We start from the raw sequence: 19650 nt of genomic DNA, 5'->3' as shown, positions 1-19650 counted from the left end.
ATTTCAATTCTTTGTGATATACTGGAATGAGGCTCGATGCAGGAGGGGTAAAGATGTCATTGACAGACCGAGAAGAAAATGTTTTAAATGGAATTCGCTTGTGGGAAAAAAATTTGCTAGAGATTGCAGCAAATGATTTTTATTTAACATATGAAAAATATTTGGAACGTAGTTTCTCGTTATTACCACAAAAGGTTCAACAACAATTTTTTTCGGTAATTGACAGCTGGCTCTTTCATTTACATAGTATCATTCAAGGATCGCAGCTCCAAATGGATGCAAAAGAAAGAATTCTTGCTTCAGGACGAATTTTTCGTGATGATTTAAAAAAAATCGCTGATTTGAAGCAATTGGAGATCCACCAATTACAATACATAGCAGAGCAACAAATTGCCAGGCACCGTCTGTATTCTTTAACGCAAGGTGGTCTCTCGGGTACGGGGGGGATCCTCCTGTTGGGGGCAGACATTCCCGCGATGGCCGTGATTAATTTAAGAGTCATTCAATTGATTGCCATGACTTATGGTGTTGAGGTAAATACTCCTTTTGAAATGATGACCTCTTTAAAGGTATTTCATACTGCCACATTGCCGGCAAGACTTCAGAAAGAGGGCTGGACATCTTTGATGATGGATTTAGAGGAAAACGAGGAAGTCTACTTTTATGAGGGAAAGGACGAAATTACTGATATCAACTGGTTGGAGCAGCCTGTCCAGCAACTAGTAAAAGCTGTGGTTATATTCGTTTTTCGCAAGAAGCTTGTACAGGGAATTCCCCTTGTTAGCATGGTGATCGGGGCAAGTGCTAATTATCAATTAACACGAAAAGTGACCGATTTTGCTCATAAATATTATCAACTGCGCTATCTGAAAGAAAAAGGGGAATCGTAAAATTGAGCACACAAGAACACAAAAAGGAAGCACCGAAAACGGTTCATTGTAAGGTCATTACAGTCAGTGATACTAGAAATAAGGATTCAGACAAAAGCGGTAAGCTAATGATAGAGTTACTTGAACAAGCCGGTCATAAAATTGTAGATTATGTGATCGTTAAAGATGAATCAGAGCCGATTCAAAATGAAATCATAAAAGGATGTAATTGTGAAGATATTGAGGTCATCTTAACAAACGGCGGAACTGGGATTGCTAAGCGCGATGTTACGATCGAAACTGTCCAAAGTCTGTTGGAAAAAGAAATTGTGGGCTTTGGAGAATTGTTCAGAATGTTGAGCTATCAAGAGGATATCGGGTCTGCTGCGATCCTTTCCCGCGCCATTGCAGGGGTAGTCAAAAATAAAGCGATTTTTTCAACGCCGGGTTCTACTGGTGCGGTCAAGCTAGCGATGAATAGATTAATTATCCCTGAGATTGGGCATGTGGTAAGAGAAATTAAAAAAGATCTATAAAAAAACTCCCTGCGGGGAGTTTTTTATTGATGGATTTTTGCCGTCGATAGTGTTTGATCTGCACGATACCATAGCCAAAGATCATTGATGATCGAGGCAAGGTCAGCGATCTCTGAATTTAATCGACATGAACGTGGAAAGTTACTTTCGTTTGATAGTAGTGCTTGTTTATGATTAATTTCCTGCTCGAGGTCTGCAATTCTGTCAGGGATAGAACCACGGATTTGTTCCCAATGGTACAAAATATGTTGTTGTGCTTCTTTACTGTATTGATCCCAATCAAATGTCAAATCGGGGACCTGAATACCTAACCGTTTATCAAAAGAAAAATGTTCGTTCATAAAATGCCTCCATGGAGTTTACTTATATTTATTCTACTATAGATTTCTTATCCCTTCACACCAATCCTCAATATAGTTCCAAGAAAAAGCACGAGGCAAATAGCTCGTGCTTTAGAAATAGGAATGCAGGGACGGAACTTAGACCTCAGTGAGAGACCTTTCCTATTATTCGGACTCTTTATCTGTTCGGACGATTAGGACATCACAGGGCGCATACCGCGTGATATGTTCTGAAACACTGCCGATAAAAAATCTTTCCACAACATTCATGCCCGTAGCGCCACAAAGGATTAAATCTATCTTGTGTTTTTTAGCCAAATCTCTTGGAATTCGTATTTTAGGAGAGCCAAATTCAATTTCGAAATGAATATCTGTTATTCCAGCATCATTGGCTTGCTTTAAATAATTTTCCAGCATATCCTTGGCCAGTTTTTCTGCACGATCTCCGACGACTGTGTCGTAAGCCTCAATTAATGCAAATGATCTTGTGTCTATCACATGGACTAATAACATCCTAGCATTATTTCGTTTAGCGATTTCAATGCCCTTTTGAAACGCCCACTCAGCTTCTTTCGACCCATCAATAGCGACTAAAATATTTTGATATTTAAGTCCCATGATCATCATCTCCTTACCTTGATTATACAATATTTAACAAGGTATAGTTGTTGCAATTTTTCGAACAATAATCAAGTAGCTTCTAACGAAAGGGGATGATTTTGATGATAAAGAGGAATCCAACAAACAAATTTACATTTGATTTTGATGAACAAGGTACAAAAGAGGTAAGCGAACAAATTATGAATTCCTATAATAGTGGTTTTATTGGTGAAGGGACTGCACTAGCTGACAGCCATGATTTCGCGGCCGCAGAGGAGTAGAACGGAAAATACAGGCGATAAAAAAGAAGTTGTCCATCACATTGGACAGCTTCTTTTCTTAAGCTAGTCTACTATCTTGGGAAAATCGATTATATCGGGCGTTTACCCAAGAATTCATGGTTCATTCTGCATATTCTTTAGTGAGTGTCGTAATAAAAATGAGGAGGATAAATATGAATACATTTGTGCCTACTAATTTGGATATGCAGTATGGAGTCAATTTTGCTGATCAAAGAATTCGCCCTGGATTCGGTCATTTTGGAGGTTTTGGTCGTCCGTTTGGATTCGGGGGCTTCGGTCGTCCTTTTGGTTTTGGGTTTGGCCGTCCCTTTGGCTTTGGCTTTGGTGTACCATTTTTGGGTGGATTAGCAGCAGGTGCTTTATTATCGGGTCCGTATGGATTTGGATACCCATATCCATACCCATTCTTTTATTAAACAATCCTGAGAAGAGCTTTGCCCTTAAGGGTAAAGCTCTTTCAATGTCAACAAAAGTACGATATAAAAATGCTCGGTTTACTAGTTAGTATTTGTTAAAATGTAACAGTTTCCATTTAAAAGGGATATAGTAGTATAGAGCTTCTTTATTATGAAATATATAGGGAGGTAAGCACATTGCGGATTGGGGTACCTAATGAGATAAAAAATAATGAAAACCGTGTAGCCATGACACCATCTGGGGTCGTGAACCTTGTTAAGTTTGGTCATGAGGTATTTATTGAACAAGGAGCAGGACTTGGCTCTGGGTTTTTAGATGAAGATTATCGTACTAAAGGTGCAAGAATAGTGAATACGGCAAATGAAGCATGGTCCATGGATCTGGTCATGAAAGTGAAAGAACCCCTGCTAAGTGAATTTCAATATTTCCGTGAAGGGTTGATTTTATTTACATATTTACACCTGGCGCCCGAACCGGAATTAACAAAGGCTTTAATTGCTCATAAAGTAATCGGAATCGCTTATGAAACCGTCCAATTAGCAAATAATAGCTTGCCACTGTTGACACCAATGAGTGAGGTTGCTGGCAGAATGTCTGTACAAATTGGGGCACAATTTTTAGAAAAAGTCCATGGTGGAAAAGGGATACTGCTATCAGGTGTACCTGGTGTTCACAGGGGAATAGTAACGATTATTGGTGGTGGAGTCGCTGGAACAAATGCTGCCAAAATGGCGATTGGATTGGGGGCAAGGGTAACCATTATCGATGTAAATCCTGATCGTCTACGTCAATTAGATGATATTTTCGGCTCAGATGTTACGACCTTGATGTCAAACCCATACAATATAGCTGGAGCAGTTAAGGAATCAGACTTAGTCATCGGGGCTGTTTTAATTCCCGGTGCGAAGGCACCGAAGCTGGTGACAGAGGAAATGATTCAATCGATGAATCCAGGGAGTGTCGTCGTTGATATCGCCATTGACCAGGGAGGAATTTTTGAAACGACCGATAGGATCACGACCCATGATAATCCAACATATGAAAAGCACGGTGTCATTCATTATGCCGTTGCAAATATGCCTGGTGCAGTACCAAGAACATCTACAATGGCCTTGACGAATGTGACGGTTCCATTTGCTGTTGAAATCGCGAATAAAGGCTACCGGAAAGCCTGCTTAGAAAATGAAGCACTATTAAAAGGAATCAATACGCTTGAAGGTTATGTAACCTATAAAGCTGTCGCTGAAGCCCATGGACTGGGATTTTCTCTTGCCAAAGCTCTATTGGAAAAATAAAGAAAACCAGCTTCTTAAGAAGCTGGTTTAAGTGATAAATATGTAGCCGCATTTGCCGTAGAGATATAAGAAAGTTTTAAACCACCACTCCTCAAAGTGGGTGTTCTCAGAAACCTTTCTGCATGTCCTCCATGTCTTGTAGACAGAGGCTTGTCATTCCAGTTTCTATGGTTAAACTCCCTATTACAGCTTAAAGGTTAAAACTTTATTATGATTACGTACAACGCAGCTTGTATTTGAATAATACATCAAATCTGAGTAGATTTCAATGTAAATAAAATCCAAATTTCTTATTTAATGACTTGAAGTTCTTTTGGATACTTTGTTAATACTTTCGCTCCATTGGCAGTGATATATATGTCATCTTCGATCCGCACTCCTGCAACATTTGGTACATAAATACCAGGCTCAATAGTGTAAACCATACCTTCTTCAATGATTAACTGATTCGTCTCTGTTAATGAAGGGTACTCATGGACGCTAATTCCAAGACCGTGACCTAACCGATGCGGAAAGTATTCACCGTAGCCAGCATCAGAGATAATGTGACGTGCAGTAAGATCTACTTCAGCAGCGCTAACCCCAGGTTTGCTTGCCTCAATCGCAGCAAGTTGTGCTTTTAAAACTGTATCGTAAATTTCTTTTTGCTTGTCGTTAATATCCCCATATGCAACGGTTCGTGTGATATCCGAGCAATACCTGTCGATAACAACACCCAAATCGAATAAGACAAGATCCCCTTTTTGAATTTTCGTTTCTCCTGGGTTGCCATGTGGGGATGCTGCGTTTGCTCCAGTTAGAACCATTGTTGAAAATGACATTTCGGTAACCCCTTTTTGCTTCAGGGCATACTCCAAGGCATTTAGGACTTCAAGCTCTGTTTTCCCTTCCTTTATTTCACTTACACCGAATTCAACAGCATAGTCGGCAAGGGCACAAGCTTCTTCAATGACTTTCAATTCTTTAGCATCTTTAATCATCCGAAGCATTCGTAGTTTTTCCTCGGCGGATACAAAGGTTGCTGTTGAAAATAACCCTGAAATCTGTTCGTAACGTTCAACGTTCATATGTTCTTTTTCAATCGCAACCTTAGCAACTCTATTGATCCTTTTGTTGATGGAATGACGAATCATCTCCCATGGATGATCGATGTCGCTATACCCAATAATTTCATGTTCCCAACCGGACCGTTTAGCATCGTGCACTTCCATTCCTGGGCATACAAGGAATGGCTCCTCATCTTGAAAAATGACAAGTGCCAGCAATCTTTCGTGTGGGTCGGTATAATAGCCACTTAAATAAAATACATTTTCGGAAGAAGTAAGAAAACTAACGTCGATATCATTTTCTTTCATCCATGTTTGCAGTTTTCCTAATCGTTGATTCATGATCTAGGGGGCCCCCTTATATTAAAATCTAATCCAAATTGAGAGTATCAATATTAATAGTAAATGTAAACCATGACAGCTTAACTTGCTTTAAAACAATAGAGTTATGGGAATAAATGAAGAAGGAATTCCATCATTTTTATGGAAGTACATAATATAACTTTTGAGAGGGATATAAAAGAATGAAAATTTCTTATCACGGACATTCAGTTGTCCAAATCAAAACGAAGGGCAAAATAATCATCATCGATCCCTTTATAAACGGAAACGGATTAACCGATTTACAAGTTGAGAATGTTAAGCCAGACGTGATAATCCTATCACATGGCCATAATGATCATGTAGGGGACACTGTGGAGTTAGCAAAAAAGAATAATGCCCTTGTAATCGCAACGGATGAACTCGCTACTTTTTTAAGTTGGCAAGGTGTTCGCACGCATGGAATGCATATTGGCGGATCCTACCAATTTGAGTTTGGAAAGGTTAAGCTGACACAAGCTTTTCATGGTTCAAGCTATCGAACCGAAAAAAATGAACTTATTTATTGCGGAATGCCAGCCGGAATTCTGTTTATGAGTGAAGGGAAGACCGTTTACCATGCTGGCGACACGGCACTATTTTCCGATATGAAATTAATTGGAGAACGGCACCCGATTGATCTTGCTTTCCTACCAATTGGAGATAATTTTACGATGGGACCTGAAGATGCTGCCTATGCGGCTAATCTGCTAAAAGCGAAAGTGGTTGTACCAATCCACTTTAATACCTTCCCGCCAATTAAACAAGACCCCAATCGTTTTATTTCTATGCTCGATCATAAAAACGGGAAGGTTCTAACACCAGGTGATGTAATAGAAATTTAGTAGTCATATAGCATTCACATACTTTTTTTCCACTATTGTGCATAAAGATAGATGAAGTAGTCTTTTAAAAAGTGGAGGGGAAATATATGAAAAAGAACAGATATTTATTATGTTTATTGCTCAGTGGCTTCATGCTTTATTTCGCGGTACCAAGATTGACGGTTAATCTCGATGGAGCTCAAGGGATATTTTCCGCAGTGTGGCTTATATTTGCCTTGATTGTCATGGCTGGAAATCTTACCGGACTGCTCTATAGTCCGAAGAAACAGGGACAAAAATTCGAGACCGGCCGTTTGAAGAAAAAGTCCCGTTCTTTTCATTAGGGCGATGAATAATTCAACCGTTGATTTCAACGAGCATGATATTTGTGAGAAACCGCATTGAATCAAGGCTTTCAACACTCTATAATGGAATTTAGACATAATCCAGTTCAATCAAGATTGGATAGCATGGAATTTAAACACAAAAAGGGTGAAGGTCTTGGCTACAAAGCATGAACAAATTTTGCAATACATTGATGGACTTCCAATTGGGGAAAAAATATCAGTGCGGCAAATCGCCAAGGCGATGACCGTAAGTGAAGGTACAGCCTATCGAGCGATAAAGGAAGCAGAAAATAAAGGGTATGTTAGCACAATTGAAAGAGTCGGTACAATTAGGATTGAGCGGAAGAAGAAAGAAAATATTGAAAAGCTGACATTTGCTGAAATTGTAAATATCGTTGATGGACAGGTATTGGGCGGTAGAACGGGCTTGCATAAAACGCTGAACAAATTTGTCATCGGTGCGATGAAACTTGAAGCAATGATGCGCTATACAGAAGCAGGAAATCTATTAATTGTCGGGAACCGTACCCAAGCACATGAACTCGCCTTAAAGGCAGGTGCCGCAGTATTAATAACCGGGGGATTTGATGCTGAAGATCATGTGAAGAAACTGGCAGATAAATTAGAAATGCCAGTTATTTCAACAAGCTATGATACCTTTACCGTGGCTACGATGATTAATAGGGCTATATACGACCAATTAATAAAAAAAGAAATTATTTTAGTAGAAGATATTTTAACACCCCTAGCAGACACGTTTTATTTGAAAACGACTGATAAGGTGGCAAGATGGCATGAGTTTAATCAAAAAACGACCCACAGCCGTTACCCTGTCGTGGATCTAAACATGAAAATTCAAGGCATGGTGACAAGTAAAGACATTTTAGGCCAGGCTTTAGAAACTTCTATCGATAAAATTATGACAAAAAATCCGATGACCGTTAATGGAAAAACAAGTGTTGCTTCTACAGCCCATACGATGGTCTGGGAAGGGATTGAAGTTCTCCCTGTTTCTGATGATTCAAATCGATTAGAAGGTATTATAAGCCGGCAGGATGTCCTGAAGGCGCTGCAAATGAACCAACGCCAGCCCCAAGTAGGGGAAACAATTGATGATATCGTGACAAATCAAATGGTTCTAATGCAAGGAAAACCAAAAGGGGAAGAAGTATATTCCTGCGATGTGACTCCGCAAATGACCAACCATCTTGGAACGATTTCTTATGGCGTATTTACCACCATTGTTTCAGATGCAGCAAATCGTGTTTTGCGCAGTTACAAAAAAGGCGACCTTGTCGTTGAAAATATGACGATTTACTTTATTAAGCCTGTACAAATGGAGAGTACATTAGAGGTTTTTCCAAAAATTCTTGAAGTTGGACGGAAGTTTGGAAAAGTAGATGTTGAAGTTTTCAATGAAGGGATCTTGGTTGGAAAAGCCATGATGATGTGCCAGCTTATTGATCGGAATTAATGAATTGCCCCACGGGACTTAATGCAAAACTTAAATATGTGGTTAAAGGATATAGCGTTTCATAGGTGAAAGAAATATTTAGAGCCGCTTCCGAATGGAGAAGCGGCTCAACTTTATTTTTGGCCTTCAACAATATTGGCCTCTTCTATGGCAAAGGGAAGATAGTGTTTATACTTTTTGTAACCAATCAAACTGAATACGGCACCGTATACAATAAATAGGGCAGCTACAAGATAAGATACCGTCGATTCAGAAATGAATATCAGATGATTTACGCCGAATAAGCAGACAAAAAGACCGAGCGCCATATTTGATTTTGCTGAAAGCCATTTCTTTTCTACTTGACGGTTGCTTCTGAAGTATTTTGTTTTATAAAATAAATAGAAAGCAAACAGAACAACAATTAATATTACGAGTACAAACATTCTTTTGTTCCTCCATGTTTCTAAAATCTTCTACCATTTTATCGTGTATATTAAAAAAAAGCCATTATTGGTTCTTAAGGAGTAGTGTTTATGAATGAGCAAATTTTAACTGCGATTGAACAATATGAAACCATCATTGTTCATCGTCATGTCCGTCCCGACCCTGATGCTTATGGTTCGCAAGGGGGATTGGTGGCAATTTTACAAGAATCCTATCCGGAAAAAAAGGTATATGCCGTTGGTCAAGAGGAACCGACACTTCATTATATGCGTAGGCTTGATGTGATTGAAGATGTGGTTTATACAGGGGCATTAGTGATTGTTTGTGATACGGCTAATGAGGAAAGAATCTGTGACAGGCGTTACTCGCTGGGGGATAAATTAATAAAAATCGATCATCATCCAAATGAAGATCCCTATGGTGATTTATTATGGGTCGATACAACTGCCAGTTCATGTAGTGAGATGATTTATGAATTTTACTTAAAAGGAAAAGATAGAGGCCTGAAAATGAACGATGATGCAGCAAGGCTTTTGTTTGCTGGTATTGTTGGTGATACGGGGAGATTTCTGTTTCCTAGTTCAACAGAAAAAACGTTCACCTATGCCGGGGAATTGATACATTACAATTTTAACCGAACGGAACTGTTTGATAGGATGTATGAATTAGATCCAAAAATCATTAAGCTAAACGGCTATATTCTGCAAAATTTTGAGCTTCAGTCAAATGGTGTTGCATCTGTTATGCTTACAAAGGATTTACTAAAAGAATATGATGCAAGGCCTGCAGAAGCATCCTTGCTTGTTAGTACATTAGGAGATGTAAAAGGAATAAAAGCATGGGTCTTTTTTATTGAAGAAGATGATCAAATACGGGTCCGTCTGCGCTCGAAAGGACCAATCATTAATGGGGTTGCTAGGAAGTTTAACGGAGGCGGGCATCCGCTTGCGTCAGGTGCTTCCATTTATTCTTGGGACGAAGTAGAGCATGTTTTAAAGGAACTAGCTGAAGTTTGTGAAAACGATTCAAAATAGGGAACAAAAAGTAAACGGTCCTGGTACGGGCCGTTTACTCAAATTGTATTTCTAATTGTACCGTTACAGTTGTATAAATAACCATTTCTTGTACCTTCAATTTATATCTTTTCTCATTCATTTTAACTTGTTTGTTTTCAATGATTTTTTTATACAATTCCTTCGATTTATATACTGTCTCTAAATCCTTTGCCAACATCATACTAATATCGTCTCTGACAGAGTTTTCTGTCTCTAATACACTTAACGAGTCCAATTTATATTTTTCGGAGTTCGTGATTTTTATTTGTATCTTCTGAACTGTCAGCTGTTCCATATTCCGCTTGTTCATTTCTTTATATTCTTCTTGCCAGATCTTTTTCTCATTGTTTAAATCAACAATCTTCTCCTGCTGCTTGCGAATCAATTCTGTATTCTCTTCCTGCCAAACACCGTATATGTACAGAAAGATACACCAGCTGATGGCGCCGCCAACTGCCATTCCCGAAAAAAATCGCTGCCATCCAGGTCTGCGGTATAATGGCGGTATTCTCATGATGATATATGCTCCTGTGTTAGCCAATTAATGATAAGAGCTCCTGTCTGGGCTCCGCCTAATGCAGACAGAATGATTAGTAATTGTTTAAATAGATCCTTTGTATCTGCGTTAAATAAGCCTCTTTCGAACGTGTAAACCGCATCAAATGTTCCACCAATCGCAGCAACGATTGCCCAAATTCGAAGTGCGGAAGACAAACGGTAGACGGTAGTAAGTGGTGGTTGTCCAGTTAAAAAGGATGCAATTCCTCCGATTAAGGAACCGCCAAGCACCACTCCTAAGGCAATAAAATAGCTTTCAATAAATGCCGGAAAAAAACCAATTTCTTTCATTCCTTCAACCGCCCTCATCATACAAAATCAAATACCTTATATTCATTTATATGGACAATGGCTCGAGATTATGTTTTAGAGTGACGAACTAGTTTTTGTCTACTTGCTTTTGCTTTTCAAATAAGAACATATTTTCTTTTTTTGTCCGTAAGCCCTATAATAAATAATAGATATTAAGTTTAAGGAACGGTGTTACCCTATGTCTTTTATTCACCTTCATGTTTATAGTGCTTATAGTTTGTTGACAAGTACGGCTTCAGTCCCAGAATTAATCGCAAGTGCCAAGAGGAAGGGTTTCTCAGCTCTTGCTCTAACCGATAGGAATGTCATGTACGGAACGATTGAATTTTACAAGCTTTGTAAGCAACATAATCTAAAACCAATTATTGGGTTAACGGTGGATGTAGAAAGTGAGAGCACGCTGAATGAATGTTATCCACTTGTCTTACTTGCGGAAAATGAGCAGGGGTTTAGAAATCTCCTGAAAATTTCCAGTGCTGTTCAGACAAAGGCCGATAATGGGCTGCCGCTAAAATGGCTGAAGCATTATTCAGAAGGAATTATTGCGATTACGCCTGGACCAGAAGGTGAGATTGAACAGTCGCTATTGAATGGAAATGAGGAATATGCGAGAAATGTAACGAGAAAACTGGAAGCTATTTTTGGCAACGATCACTTTTTTCTCGCGATACAAAATCATCAACTGGATCAAGAGTCGGTCCTCAGGACTCAGATTATCAGGTTATCAAAAGAGTTACAGATCCCCCTTGTAGCAACAAATCGAGTCCACTATTTGGAGAAAGAGGATACTTTTGCGCACGAATGTTTGCTGGCAATCAAGAATGGGGATAAACTCCAGGATGATCATCGGGAACAGCTAGGCAGCGATCAATTTTATTTAAAAACTGCAGCTGAAATGGTCGATTGCTTTTCAGAAGTTCCAGAAGCATTGGAAAATACCATTCGTATTAAAGATAGATGCAATGTCAATATTGAACTAAATAAAACCTATTTACCTACTTTTCCGACTGATAATGGAATGCCTGCAGAGGAATTTCTTGAGATGTTATGTGAAAAGGGGCTAACAGAACGTTTTGCTGCACCGTCCCAAGCTTATATGGAGCGATTATCATTTGAATTATCTGTAATCAAGCGAATGAAATTTAGCAATTACTTTTTAATTGTTTGGGATTTTATGAGATATGCGCGCGAACAAGGAATTTTGACTGGACCAGGCCGGGGCTCAGCAGCGGGCTCACTTGTTGCGTATGTCCTTTTTATTACCGATGTTGATCCCCTCACACATAATCTATTATTTGAGCGGTTTTTAAATCCAGAACGGATCTCTATGCCCGATATTGATATTGACTTTCCAGACCATCGCCGAGATGAAGTGATTAAATATGTCACAGAAAAATACGGTGAACTCCATGTTGCTCAAATAGTAACCTTTGGAACATTAGCAGCCAAAGCCGCCCTAAGAGATGTAGGAAGAGCATTCGGGTTAAATTCAAAAGAACTGGAGCATTTGTCGAGGATGATTCCTTCACGATTAGGTATAAATTTGCAAGCTGCCTATAAAGAATCGGAGTCACTAAGAAGATTTATTAATGAAAACGCGCTAAACCGTAGACTTTATGATACAGCTTTAAAGCTTGAAGGACTACCCAGGCATACTTCTACCCATGCTGCAGGAGTGGTCATCAGCGAGAAGCAACTTATAGAATTGATCCCGATTCAAAAGGGATCTAATGATATTTACTTAACGCAATATTCAATGGAATATCTGGAAGAGCTTGGATTGCTGAAAATGGATTTCCTTGGTCTTAGAAATCTTTCATTGATTGAAACAATTCTAGCTTCGATTCATCGCCACAATGGAAGAAAAGTAGATATAAAGGCGGTTCCGCTAGATGACTCAATGACCTTTGATTTATTAGCAAGCGGTGAAACAACAGGTATATTTCAGCTGGAATCGGAAGGAATGCGGAAAGTATTAACAAAATTAAGGCCTTCTCGATTTGAGGATATTGTTGCCGTAAATGCATTGTATCGCCCAGGTCCAATGGAAAATATCCCACTTTATATTGATCGGAAACATGGGAAACAGGCAATCGAATATCCACACCCTGACTTGGAGCCTATCCTTGAAAATACTTATGGGGTCATTGTTTACCAAGAACAGATTATACAGATTGCATCGAAAATGGCTGGTTTCTCACTTGGTGAAGCCGATCTTTTACGAAAAGCAGTTGGGAAAAAGCAAAAAGAAGTACTAGATAAAGAGCGCAATCACTTTGTGAAAGGGACACTGGAAAAGGGATATACAAAGGAACTTGCCAATCAAATATATGATTTAATCGTCAGATTCTCTAATTATGGCTTTAATCGTAGTCATGCAGTTGCTTATAGTATGATCGCCTATCAATTAGCCTATTTAAAAGCGAATTACCCTGTTCATTTTATGGCAGGATTGCTAACCAATGCCATCGGAAATGACACAAAAATTGCCCAATATATTATTGAAACAAGGCAAAGGAAAATCGAGGTTCTTCCTCCATCGATTAATTATAGTGCTTACTCGTTTCAAGTTGAAAAAGGTGCTATTCGCTATAGCCTTGCAGCGATTAAAAGTGTTGGAGCAGCTGCCTTGAAGGAAATTTTCCGAGCAAGGAAACGGAAAAAATTTGAAGACTTATTTGATTTTTGTATCAGAGTTTCGACTAAAGCAATAAACAGAAAAACGCTTGAAAATCTCGTTCACTCAGGAAGTTTCGATGAATTTGGAGAAGATCGTGCCGTTTTGCTTGCAAGCTTGGATGTAGCCATTGAACATGCGCAAATTTTCAAACCAGATGACTCCAAGCAATTTGATTTATTCGAAGATGAAATGATTCCAAAACCAAAATATGTGACTGTCGACCCGAATAATCTTGAACAAAAGTTAGCCTTTGAAAAAGAGGCACTCGGCTTTTATCTTTCAGATCATCCAATAACCATTTATGAAAAAGATCTAATGCTGTCCGGTGCATACATGTTATATCAACTTAGAAGTAATCATAAACGGGTTTCTACGGGAGTGTATATATCTGAACTAAAATCTATTCGTACCAAAAAGGGGGATGCAATGGCCTTTTTAACGGTAAGTGATGCAAGTGGGGAAATAGAGGCAGTTGTATTTCCAACTGTGTATAAAAGGGTTCAACCGTTGTTAAGGCAAGGGAATTTTGTCCTTCTGGAAGGAAAATTAGAAGAGCGTGATGGAAAGTTGCAGTTTATCATCCAACAAGTGGTCGAAATAGAGGAATGGTTAAAGAGCAAATCAAAAAAAGCAGCGGTATTATTTTTAAAAATCCCTGCAAATCTCATGGATGAGAAATTATTGCAAAAAATAAATCAGTTGTTAAAAGAAAATAGCGGGGGTACCGGGGTAGTTTTACATTATGAAGAAACCCGAAAAACAATTAAATTAAGTGTGGAAAATAATGTAAATCCAACTCTAGCATTACAGCAGCAATTAAGAGATATGTTGGGCTCGAAAAATGTGGTTCTGAAGGATTAATTCTTTACAACTATTGAAGATATGTTATAGTGATTAAGAGACTAGTGTGGTCTGACCACTGTATTGAGCTGTTTTTATATTTGATTTTCCTATTTTTTTTGAAAACTTTGGGGGTGACAGGTCTTGACATTACGTGAAGAAGCACTACATATGCATCGAATTAATAAAGGGAAATTAGAGTCAAAATCAAAAGTTCCAGTTCGAAATGCACATGATTTAAGTTTAGCATATTCACCTGGAGTAGCAGAGCCATGTAAAGACATTTATGAAAAACCAGAAACGGTTTACGATTATACGATGAAAGGGAATATGGTTGCGGTTGTTTCCGATGGTACGGCAGTCTTAGGACTTGGAAACATTGGACCTGAAGCAGCCCTTCCAGTTATGGAAGGAAAAGCGGTTCTCTTTAAAAGCTTTGCAGGTGTAGATGCTTTTCCTATTTGTTTAAATACAACCGATGTAGATAAAATTGTTGAAACGGTTAAATTACTTGAGCCAACCTTTGGAGGCGTAAATCTAGAAGATATTGCGGCCCCAAATTGTTTTGTTATTGAGGAAAGATTGAAAAAAGAAGCAAATATACCAATCTTTCATGATGACCAACATGGTACGGCTATTGTTACCGTGGCTGGTCTTGTCAATGCCCTTAAAATTATTGGTAAGAAAATGACTGAAATTAAAGTAGTTGCCAGCGGAGCAGGTGCTGCGGGAATTGCTATTATTAAGTTGTTATATCATTACGGGGTTAGAGACATTATTATGTGTGATACAAAAGGGGCTATTTACGAAGGACGTCCACAAGGGATGAATGCTGTCAAAGCAGAAGTAGCGAAATTTACGAACCGTGACAATCTTTCGGGTAGTCTAGCTGATGTCATCAAAGGTGCCGATGTATTTATTGGGGTATCCGTGGCAGGAGCCCTTACTAAAGAAATGGTTGCATCAATGAACCCAGATTCGATTATTTTTGCAATGGCCAATCCAGATCCAGAAATTATGCCTGAAGAGGCGAAAGCTGCAGGGGCAAAAGTCGTTGGAACAGGCCGGTCTGATTTTCCCAACCAAGTAAACAATGTCCTTGCATTTCCAGGGATTTTCCGTGGTGCACTAGATGTTCGTGCTACACATATAAACGAAAAAATGAAAGTGGCTGCAGTAGAAGCCATCGCAAGCTTGATTAGTGAGGATGAGCTACATGCCGACTATGTCATTCCAGCACCTTTTGATCCAAGGGTAGCTCCAAATGTAGCTGCGGCTGTGGCAAAGGCGGCAATGGAAACTGGGGTAGCCCGGATTAAGGTTGACCCAGCAGATGTGAAAGAAAAAACTCAAAGGCTCGCTATAATTGGTAAAAGTGAGTGATTAAGTAAGTGGCGAATTCTAAAGTATATTTAGAGATTGTTAAGCAATTAAGGGAAATGATTACCGTTGATGGACTTGAAACGGGTGATAAGATTCCTTCAGAACGAGAATTGTCTGAGCGCCTGAATTTCGGGCGCTCTTCCGTTCGCGAAGCGTTAAGAGCATTGGAATTGCTTGGCTTAATTGAAACAAGGAGGGGCGAAGGGACCTTTATTAGAGACTTTCGTGGTCATCAGCTTGTTCAGCTTCTCAGTACCTTTATTTTGCAGGATAATAAAGCAAAACGGGATGTATTCGAAACGAAAAACTATATTGAAATGGATTGCCTGCGATTAGCAGTGGAAAGGGCCGATCATCTACAAATAGAAAAATTACAGCAATGGGTAAAGGAAGAACACTCTTTTGCTGATGATGAATTTTTTCAGCGGATTATCGCGATATCGGACAATCACCTATTCTTAAGATTGTGGTTAATATTAAAGGAATATTATTATTCACTGAATGAAAACCATTCAGAGTATAAGCGAGAAGACTATCTTGGGTTAGTGGAGGCATTAGCAGAAAAGGATACAGTAAAAACACTTACTGCGTATTGTAAACTTCGAAATTTGTCTGTTTTTAACGACAAATACTAACAGATTTTGAACTTTTTTTATTTTATAGTGGATGCTATACAAGCCCTCAGCGAAGGGTCTTCTTTCAAATACTAGTGGTCTGACCACTTATTGGTGGATGAGGTATGATTTCGAAGCAAGATAGAAAGACTTCTGAATAGATATGGATGAAGAATCTTGCCGGTATCAGGTTGCGTTACACATGGGAGGTTTTAATTTGGCGCTTAAGGATCTTTTTACAAAAAATCAACCGAAAAAGAAAAAGTATGCAACAATTCATACAGAAAATGCGAAAACTGACGTTCCTGAAGGGATTATGACGAAGTGTCCTTCATGTAAAAAAATAATGTATACAAAAGAATTGGTAAAAAATGCTAAGGTGTGTTTGCATTGTGGATTTCATTTTCAAATGAATGCAAGTGAACGGATTGATAGTTTTCTGGACGAAGGAAGTTTTGGAGAAATCAACGAAGCTATGACTTCAAGAAATCCATTGAATTTTCCAGATTACCTTGAAAAACTTGAAAAAGACCGTCAAAAAAGTATGTTAAATGAAGCAGTAGTGACGGGAATGGGAACTGTTAATGGTCATAAGGTAGTCTTGGCGATTATGGATGCTTCATTCCGAATGGGGAGTATGGGGTCGGTCGTCGGTGAAAAAATAACGCGGGCAATTGAACAGGCAGATGAGTTGTCGATCCCTTTTATCATCTTCACTGCGTCCGGCGGTGCGAGAATGCAAGAGGGAGCATTGAGCTTGATGCAAATGGCAAAAACGAGTGTTGCCTTAAAAAGATTTAGTAATAATGGTGGCTTATTTATCTCCATCATGACTCATCCGACAACTGGAGGAGTCTCCGCTAGCTTCGCTTCCTTAGGAGATTTTAATTTTGCTGAACCTGGAGCATTAATTGCCTTCGCTGGCCGTAGGGTCATCGAACAATCTATTCGTGAAGAATTGCCAGAAGATTTTCAGACTGCAGAGTTTCTTTTGAAACATGGTCAGTTGGATGCGATCATTTCCAGAACCGAGTTAGTCGAAAAAATCGCAAATCTGTTAGAAATTCATCAACCTGGAGGTGAACTCGAATGGTAGGGGAATTAGAATTCGAACGCCCAATTGTGGAGTTAAGAAGGAAAATCGCTGAAATAAAAGAGTTCACGGAAACAGCAGATGTCGATCTTAGCTCAGAAATAAAAAAACTAGAGGCTCGCCTTGAAAAGCTAGAGCAGGATATATATGAAAATATTAAGCCTTGGGATCGTGTTCAAATAGCACGTCTTCCCAATCGTCCGACCACGCTTGATTATATTTCGTATCTTTTTGATGGCTTTTTTGAATGCCATGGGGACCGAACATTTGCCGATGATGAGGCGATCGTTGGCGGGGTAGCCAAATTTAATGGACTACCAGTGACAGTAATTGGCCACCAACGGGGAAAGGATACGAAAGAGAATATTCGCAGAAACTTTGGGATGCCACATCCTGAAGGGTACCGAAAAGCACTCCGATTGATGAAGCAGGCAGATAAGTTTAATCGACCAATCATTTGCTTTATTGATACAAAAGGTGCTTACCCAGGGAAAGCTGCGGAAGAGCGCGGACAAAGTGAAGCAATTGCTCGCAACCTGTTTGAGATGGCAGGTCTTAGAGTACCAGTTATTTGTATTGTCATTGGAGAGGGAGGAAGTGGCGGTGCCCTTGCACTTGGTGTTGGGAACCACATTTTTATGCTGGAAAATTCGACGTACTCCGTTATATCTCCTGAAGGTGCGGCAGCTATTTTATGGAAGGATGCTTCTCTTGCCAAAAATGCGGCTGAAACAATGAAAATTACTGCACCGGACTTGAAAGAATTAGGGGTCATCGATGATATTATTCCTGAAATCAAAGGTGGTGCCCATAGGGACATTAAAAGACAAGCTGAAGAAATCGAAAAGGTGCTTAAAGAGTCACTTCAGCAGTTACTAAACCTCACTGAAGATGAGTTAATCGCGGATCGCTATAATCGATTCAGGGATATTGGGGAGTACACTATACTAAAAGATTACATTGGAGTAAATTAAAGAAATCGTGCTCAAATTGAGCACGATTTTTTTAGGACTCGTTCACAAATTTATCACGAAAAATCCCTAAAATAGTTGAAGATAACGATTTCAAGTCTGAATAAAGCGTTTTCATTTAACGAATTATTCCGTCTATTATATTTACTAATATGAATCGGTTGTTAAAGGGGTTTCTTCATGTTATTTTATAAATATTCGTAGGTTTTCTGTTCATAATAAAAGAGGTAAGAAGAAATCAGTTCTTTAACTAGTACTTAGTATAAGTGTACATACGTTTTCTTAATCCATGATTGAGGTGAAAGGCATGAAAAAAATAGGAGTACTTACAAGTGGAGGAGATTCTCCAGGAATGAATCCAGCCATTCGTGCTGTTGTCAGAAAAGCAATATATCATAATTTAGAAGTTTTCGGTGTTTATGGAGGCTACACAGGATTAATTTCTGGTAATATTAAAAAGCTTGAGCTTGGTTCTGTTGGTGATATTATCCATCGTGGCGGAACCATGCTTCAATCTGCCCGTTGTCCAGAATTTAAAACGGTTGAAGGCCAACAAAAAGGGATCGAGCAATTAAAAGCACATGGGATAGAGGGACTTGTTGTCATTGGTGGAGATGGTTCATACATGGGAGCTAGGGCTCTAACGCAGCACGGGTATCCTTGCGTGGGGGTGCCAGGAACTATTGACAATGATATTCCCGGTACTGAACTTACCATCGGTTTTGATACAGCATTAAATACAGTTATTGATGCATTGGATAAAATCCGTGACACTGCAACATCACACGAAAGAACCTTTGTGATTGAAGTGATGGGACGAGATGCCGGAGATATCGCTCTTTGGGCTGGTCTTGCTGGTGGAGCAGAAACGATTTTGATCCCTGAAGAAAACTATGACATGAATGATATTGCTGCTAGACTTCTTAAAGGAAAAGAACGTGGCAAAAAGCATAGTATTATTGTCGTGGCAGAAGGTGTTTGCAGTGGAGTTGAGTTTGCTAAGCAACTGCAAGAAAGTACTAATTTTGATACACGGGTATCTGTCTTAGGACATATCCAACGTGGTGGCTCTCCAACGGCAGCAGACCGAGTTCTGGCAAGCAGACTGGGAGCAAGAGCGGTAGAACTTTTGATTGAGGGCAAAGGTGGCCGTGCAGTCGGTATTGAAAAAAATCAGCTTGTTGATTACGATATTATCGAAGCACTACAGAAAAAACATACATTGGACCTTGATTTATTCAAGCTTTCCAAGGAATTATCAATTTAAGAAATAGCGATCGTTTTTTCAAAAATGGGAGGAAAAAAAG

General features: G+C 39.2%; 21 protein-coding genes and 1 other RNA gene. 15 read left to right on the top strand and 7 right to left on the bottom strand.

Annotated elements, in window-relative coordinates; genetic code table 11:
• The first annotated feature begins 53 nt into the window (after nt 1-53).
• Together TY15_RS15915 and TY15_RS15910 are read left to right on the top strand one after the other, a co-directional pair.
• Complete coding sequence (locus tag TY15_RS15915) at nt 54-890, top strand: EcsC family protein (RefSeq protein WP_040207650.1); 837 nt, start codon at nt 54-56, stop codon at nt 888-890.
• A 2-nt stretch (nt 891-892) separates the two neighbouring features.
• Nucleotides 893-1405, top strand: coding sequence for a MogA/MoaB family molybdenum cofactor biosynthesis protein (locus tag TY15_RS15910; RefSeq protein ID WP_040207651.1), 513 nt, complete (start codon nt 893-895; stop codon nt 1403-1405).
• A 23-nt stretch (nt 1406-1428) separates the two neighbouring features.
• On the opposite strand, the gene TY15_RS15905 is transcribed toward TY15_RS15910, so the two are convergent.
• Together TY15_RS15905 and TY15_RS15900 are read right to left on the bottom strand one after the other, a co-directional pair.
• The gene (locus tag TY15_RS15905) at nt 1429-1746 is read right to left on the bottom strand and encodes a hypothetical protein (protein ID WP_040207652.1); all 318 of its coding nucleotides are present in this window, start codon (nt 1744-1746) and stop codon (nt 1429-1431) included.
• 165 nt (nt 1747-1911) lie between these two features.
• Nucleotides 1912-2364, bottom strand: a complete 453-nt coding sequence (locus TY15_RS15900) for a universal stress protein (RefSeq protein WP_040207653.1) — start codon at nt 2362-2364, stop codon at nt 1912-1914.
• 104 nt (nt 2365-2468) lie between these two features.
• Here TY15_RS15900 and TY15_RS24365 point away from each other — a divergent pair, with 104 nt between their 5' ends.
• The 3 genes from TY15_RS24365 to ald all read left to right on the top strand — a co-directional run bounded on the left by TY15_RS24365 (nt 2469) and on the right by ald (nt 4360).
• On the top strand, nt 2469-2627 hold the full coding sequence (locus TY15_RS24365; protein WP_157042267.1) for a hypothetical protein: 159 nt from the start codon (nt 2469-2471) through the stop codon (nt 2625-2627).
• A 173-nt stretch (nt 2628-2800) separates the two neighbouring features.
• Nucleotides 2801-3064: a hypothetical protein gene (locus TY15_RS15895; RefSeq protein ID WP_392391429.1), complete on the top strand. Its 264-nt coding sequence runs from the start codon at nt 2801-2803 to the stop codon at nt 3062-3064.
• 177 nt (nt 3065-3241) lie between these two features.
• On the top strand, nt 3242-4360 hold the full coding sequence (ald, locus tag TY15_RS15890; protein ID WP_040207654.1) for an alanine dehydrogenase: 1119 nt from the start codon (nt 3242-3244) through the stop codon (nt 4358-4360).
• A gap of 39 nt (nt 4361-4399) precedes the next feature.
• Here the strand turns inward: ald and ssrS are convergent.
• A non-coding RNA gene (ssrS, locus tag TY15_RS23735) (6S RNA) lies at nt 4400-4595 on the bottom strand.
• 55 nt (nt 4596-4650) lie between these two features.
• Nucleotides 4651-5748: a M24 family metallopeptidase gene (locus TY15_RS15885; protein WP_040207655.1), complete on the bottom strand. Its 1098-nt coding sequence runs from the start codon at nt 5746-5748 to the stop codon at nt 4651-4653.
• A gap of 182 nt (nt 5749-5930) precedes the next feature.
• On the opposite strand from TY15_RS15885, the gene TY15_RS15880 reads away from it, so the two are divergent.
• The 3 genes from TY15_RS15880 to TY15_RS15870 all read left to right on the top strand — a co-directional run bounded on the left by TY15_RS15880 (nt 5931) and on the right by TY15_RS15870 (nt 8411).
• On the top strand, nt 5931-6611 hold the full coding sequence (locus tag TY15_RS15880; protein ID WP_040207656.1) for a metal-dependent hydrolase: 681 nt from the start codon (nt 5931-5933) through the stop codon (nt 6609-6611).
• Between the two features lie 86 nt (nt 6612-6697).
• Nucleotides 6698-6934, top strand: coding sequence for a hypothetical protein (locus TY15_RS15875; RefSeq protein WP_040207658.1), 237 nt, complete (start codon nt 6698-6700; stop codon nt 6932-6934).
• A gap of 157 nt (nt 6935-7091) precedes the next feature.
• A complete protein-coding gene (locus tag TY15_RS15870; RefSeq protein ID WP_040207660.1) occupies nt 7092-8411 on the top strand; it encodes a CBS domain-containing protein in 1320 nt (439 codons plus the stop codon).
• A 113-nt stretch (nt 8412-8524) separates the two neighbouring features.
• Here the strand turns inward: TY15_RS15870 and TY15_RS15865 are convergent, their stop codons facing one another.
• On the bottom strand, nt 8525-8836 hold the full coding sequence (locus TY15_RS15865; protein WP_040207661.1) for a YtpI family protein: 312 nt from the start codon (nt 8834-8836) through the stop codon (nt 8525-8527).
• Between the two features lie 90 nt (nt 8837-8926).
• Between TY15_RS15865 and TY15_RS15860 the strand changes: the two genes are divergently transcribed.
• Nucleotides 8927-9871 carry a DHH family phosphoesterase gene (locus TY15_RS15860; protein WP_040207662.1) on the top strand — a complete coding sequence of 315 codons (945 nt, stop codon included), beginning with the start codon at nt 8927-8929 and terminating at the stop codon, nt 9869-9871.
• 34 nt (nt 9872-9905) lie between these two features.
• Here the strand turns inward: TY15_RS15860 and ytrI are convergent, their stop codons facing one another.
• Together ytrI and ytrH are read right to left on the bottom strand one after the other, a co-directional pair.
• Entirely contained in the window at nt 9906-10406 is a 501-nt protein-coding gene (ytrI, locus tag TY15_RS15855; protein ID WP_040207663.1) for a sporulation membrane protein YtrI, read from the bottom strand.
• Nucleotides 10403-10741: a sporulation membrane protein YtrH gene (gene ytrH / locus TY15_RS15850; RefSeq protein ID WP_040208067.1), complete on the bottom strand. Its 339-nt coding sequence runs from the start codon at nt 10739-10741 to the stop codon at nt 10403-10405. The genes ytrI and ytrH overlap by 4 nt, the downstream gene beginning before the upstream one ends.
• A 199-nt stretch (nt 10742-10940) precedes the next feature.
• Between ytrH and dnaE the strand changes: the two genes are divergently transcribed.
• The 6 genes from dnaE (at nt 10941) to pfkA (ending at nt 19610) form a co-directional block, all read left to right on the top strand.
• A complete protein-coding gene (gene dnaE / locus TY15_RS15845) occupies nt 10941-14303 on the top strand; it encodes a DNA polymerase III subunit alpha (protein WP_040207665.1) in 3363 nt (1120 codons plus the stop codon).
• 123 nt (nt 14304-14426) lie between these two features.
• Complete coding sequence (gene ystJ, locus TY15_RS15840; protein ID WP_040207666.1) at nt 14427-15665, top strand: NADP-dependent malic enzyme; 1239 nt, start codon at nt 14427-14429, stop codon at nt 15663-15665.
• An 8-nt stretch (nt 15666-15673) separates the two neighbouring features.
• A complete protein-coding gene (locus TY15_RS15835) occupies nt 15674-16300 on the top strand; it encodes a FadR/GntR family transcriptional regulator (RefSeq protein ID WP_074432827.1) in 627 nt (208 codons plus the stop codon).
• A gap of 181 nt (nt 16301-16481) precedes the next feature.
• A complete protein-coding gene (accD, locus tag TY15_RS15830) occupies nt 16482-17375 on the top strand; it encodes an acetyl-CoA carboxylase, carboxyltransferase subunit beta (protein ID WP_040207667.1) in 894 nt (297 codons plus the stop codon).
• Nucleotides 17369-18346, top strand: coding sequence for an acetyl-CoA carboxylase carboxyl transferase subunit alpha (gene accA / locus TY15_RS15825; RefSeq protein ID WP_040207669.1), 978 nt, complete (start codon nt 17369-17371; stop codon nt 18344-18346). The genes accD and accA overlap by 7 nt, the downstream gene beginning before the upstream one ends.
• Before the next feature lie 304 nt (nt 18347-18650).
• The gene (pfkA, locus tag TY15_RS15820) at nt 18651-19610 is read left to right on the top strand and encodes a 6-phosphofructokinase (protein WP_040207670.1); all 960 of its coding nucleotides are present in this window, start codon (nt 18651-18653) and stop codon (nt 19608-19610) included.
• Nucleotides 19611-19650: the final 40 nt, after the last annotated feature.

Source organism: Neobacillus jeddahensis (genome assembly GCF_000612625.1).
In the GTDB taxonomy this organism is placed as follows: domain Bacteria; phylum Bacillota; class Bacilli; order Bacillales; family Cytobacillaceae; genus Neobacillus; species Neobacillus jeddahensis.
Note: the sequence above shows the minus strand (reverse complement) of the source record. Positions and strands in the feature narration are given on the sequence as shown.